Genomic DNA, 2,608 nt, shown 5'->3' with positions numbered 1-2,608 from the left:
TGGTGGGCGACAACCATCTTGACCGGCACCGTCAGGCAAGTTGGCCGCCGCCGCCAGCCGTAGGGAGGGCGTAGCCCGACCGAAGGCTGGCGGCGGCGGCGCGGTTCTCTTCACGGGGATTGCGGGGGGTGCTGGCCGCTGCGGGCCGGTAGGGTCGAAGTCTCTGCTACCAAACGGAGATTGGACCTTGCCGGGCAAACCCGTCACCGACCAGCAAGTGGGAGTCTACATGACCGACCGCCTTCAATACAGCCAGCGTATCGCTGCCGCCCGCGCAGGGTTCAGCGAACGCACTGCCCGCCGCCTCGAGGCGGATCCCTGCCTTCCTTCGCAGCGCCAACCCGCCCGCGGGCGTACCGTACCTGATCCGCTCGAGGCGGTTTGGGACACTTTACTGCTGCCGATCCTCGAGCGCGATCCGGCCGTTCAAGCCGTGACACTCCTGCGCCACCTACAGATGGCCGATCCAGACGCTTTCCCTGATGACCGGGTCCGCCGCACCCTCGAGCGCCGCGTTCGCGACTGGCGTGCCCTGCACGGCCCCGAGCGCGATGTTATTTTTCGCCAAGCGCCCGAGCCGGGCCGGATGGCACTGTCGGACTTCACGGATGCGGGCAGGCTTGGCGTCACCATCGGTGGCGTGCCGCTGGAGCACCGGCTCTTCCACTTCGTCTTGGCCTACAGCGGCTGGGAACACGTTGCCGTGGTTTTGGGTGGCGAGAGCTTCACGGCGCTGGCCGAGAACCTCCAAAACGCGCTCTGGACCCTCGGCGGCGTGCCTCAGGAGCACAGGACTGACAGCCTTTCGGCCGCTTACCGCAACCTCGATGCCAATGCCGCGGCGGACGTGACCCGGCGCTATGACGCCTTCTGCGCCCATTACGGCATGCTGGCCAGTCGCAACAATCCCGGAGAGGCCCACGAGAACGGCGCCGTCGAGGCTCAGAACAACCATCTCAAGGTCGCTCTCGACCAGGCGCTGATCCTGCGCGGCTCCCGCGACTTCGCCGAGCTCGACGACTGGAAGCGCTTCGTTGACGAACTGGTCGCCCGCCGCAACCGGCGGCGCGAAGCCGCTGTGCGCACTGAGATGGCCGCGCTGCGACCGCTGCCCATCCGGCGCACCACCGACTTCACCGAGGTTGTCTCCCGCGTCACGAAGACCGGCGGCTTCCTGGTGCATGCCGTCTTCTATTCTGCGCCCTCCCAGCTCATCGGCAAGCGGCTGCGGGTTCATGTCTACGACGATCGGATCGAGGCATTCCTCGGCGCTACCCGGGTCGTCACCCACCCCAGGCAGCGCGGGCGTCGGGACGGCGTACGCGTCCATTGCGTGAACTACCGCCATGTCATCCACGCCCTGCGCCGCAAGCCGCAGGCCTTAGCAGGGTCGGTCTATCGCGATGGCCTGTTTCCCCGCAGCGAGTACGAGGCCGCCTGGGCTGCGCTTTCCACCGCCTTGCCCCGCAGGGACGCCTGTCGCCGGATGGTCGACCTGCTTTGGCTTGCCCATGACGAAGCCTGCGAGGCCGAACTCGCGGGGCTGATTGCCGGCGTCCTTGACGAGGGCCTCTTGCCCGAGGCCCGGGCCCTGAAGCCGAAGCTGGTACCGCGGCGGCGCGAACTGCCGGGAGACACACCTGTCACCCTGACCGACCTCTCCAGCTTCGACGACCTGCTGGAGGGGCGGGCATGACCGCGCCCGTGCCGCGCCCCGTCGACGTGCATGCGCTGCCCGCCATGCTCACTGCGCTGCGCCTCCCCAGCATCCAGCGGCACTGGCCCGCACTGGCCGGGCGCGCCGATGCCGAGGGTTGGCCCGCGTCCCGCTTTCTTGCTGCCTTGGCCGAAATCGAGCTCGCCGACCGCGACGCACGGCGCATCCAGCGCCACCTGCGCGAGTCCGGGCTACCCGGGGGAAAGACCCTCGCAACCTTCGACTTCAAGGCCTTGGCAGGCGTCCCAAGGGCCCGCATCGAGGCCCTCGCCGCCGGGGACTGGGTCGAGACCGGCGCCAACCTGATCGCCATCGGCAATTCCGGCGCCGGGAAGACCCATGTCCTCTGCGCCATTGGACATGCCTTGGTCGAAGCCGGGCGGCGGGTCCTCTACACCCGCACCACTGATATGGTGCAGCGGCTCCAGGCCGCCCGACGCGACCTCGCCCTCGAGGCTGCTCTGGCAAAGCTCGACAAGTTCGACCTGATCATTCTCGACGACATCACCTACGCGCAGAAGGATCAGGCCGAGAGCTCCGTGCTCTTCGAACTCATCGCCCGGCGCTACGAGACCAAGAGCCTCGCGATCGCCGCCAATCAGCCCTTCAGTGCCTGGGGCAGCGTCTTTCCTGATCAGGCTGTCACCGTTGCCGCGATCGACAGACTGGTCCACCACGCGACCATCCTGGAAATGAATGGGGACAGCTACCGCCGGCGAGCTGCAGCCTCCCGACAATCACCCGAGGCTGTCGCTCCGCCGACAGCCTCCAGCGACAACATCAGCGACAAGCTCGAGGAGAAAACCGCACAGTAACATCAACGAAGAACGCAGCGGTCAAAACCGGCCAATTTGGTTGTCGGTAGCGGCCAAGGAGGTTGACGCTCTACAC

2 protein-coding genes are annotated in these 2,608 nt (G+C 67.2%); both read left to right on the top strand.

Annotated features, from left to right (window positions below):
- The first annotated feature begins 187 nt into the window (after positions 1 to 187).
- Positions 188 to 1,696 carry an IS21 family transposase gene (gene istA / locus IT41_RS19050; RefSeq protein WP_074948242.1) on the top strand — a complete coding sequence of 503 codons (1,509 nt, stop codon included), beginning with the start codon at positions 188 to 190 and terminating at the stop codon, positions 1,694 to 1,696.
- Positions 1,693 to 2,532: an IS21-like element helper ATPase IstB gene (gene istB, locus IT41_RS19045; protein WP_052081803.1), complete on the top strand. Its 840-nt coding sequence runs from the start codon at positions 1,693 to 1,695 to the stop codon at positions 2,530 to 2,532. The genes istA and istB overlap by 4 nt, the downstream gene beginning before the upstream one ends.
- Positions 2,533 to 2,608: the final 76 nt, after the last annotated feature.

Source organism: Paracoccus halophilus (assembly GCF_000763905.1).
In the GTDB taxonomy this organism is placed as follows: Bacteria; Pseudomonadota; Alphaproteobacteria; order Rhodobacterales; family Rhodobacteraceae; genus Paracoccus; species Paracoccus halophilus.
This window is presented reverse-complemented; position numbering and strand designations above follow the sequence as displayed.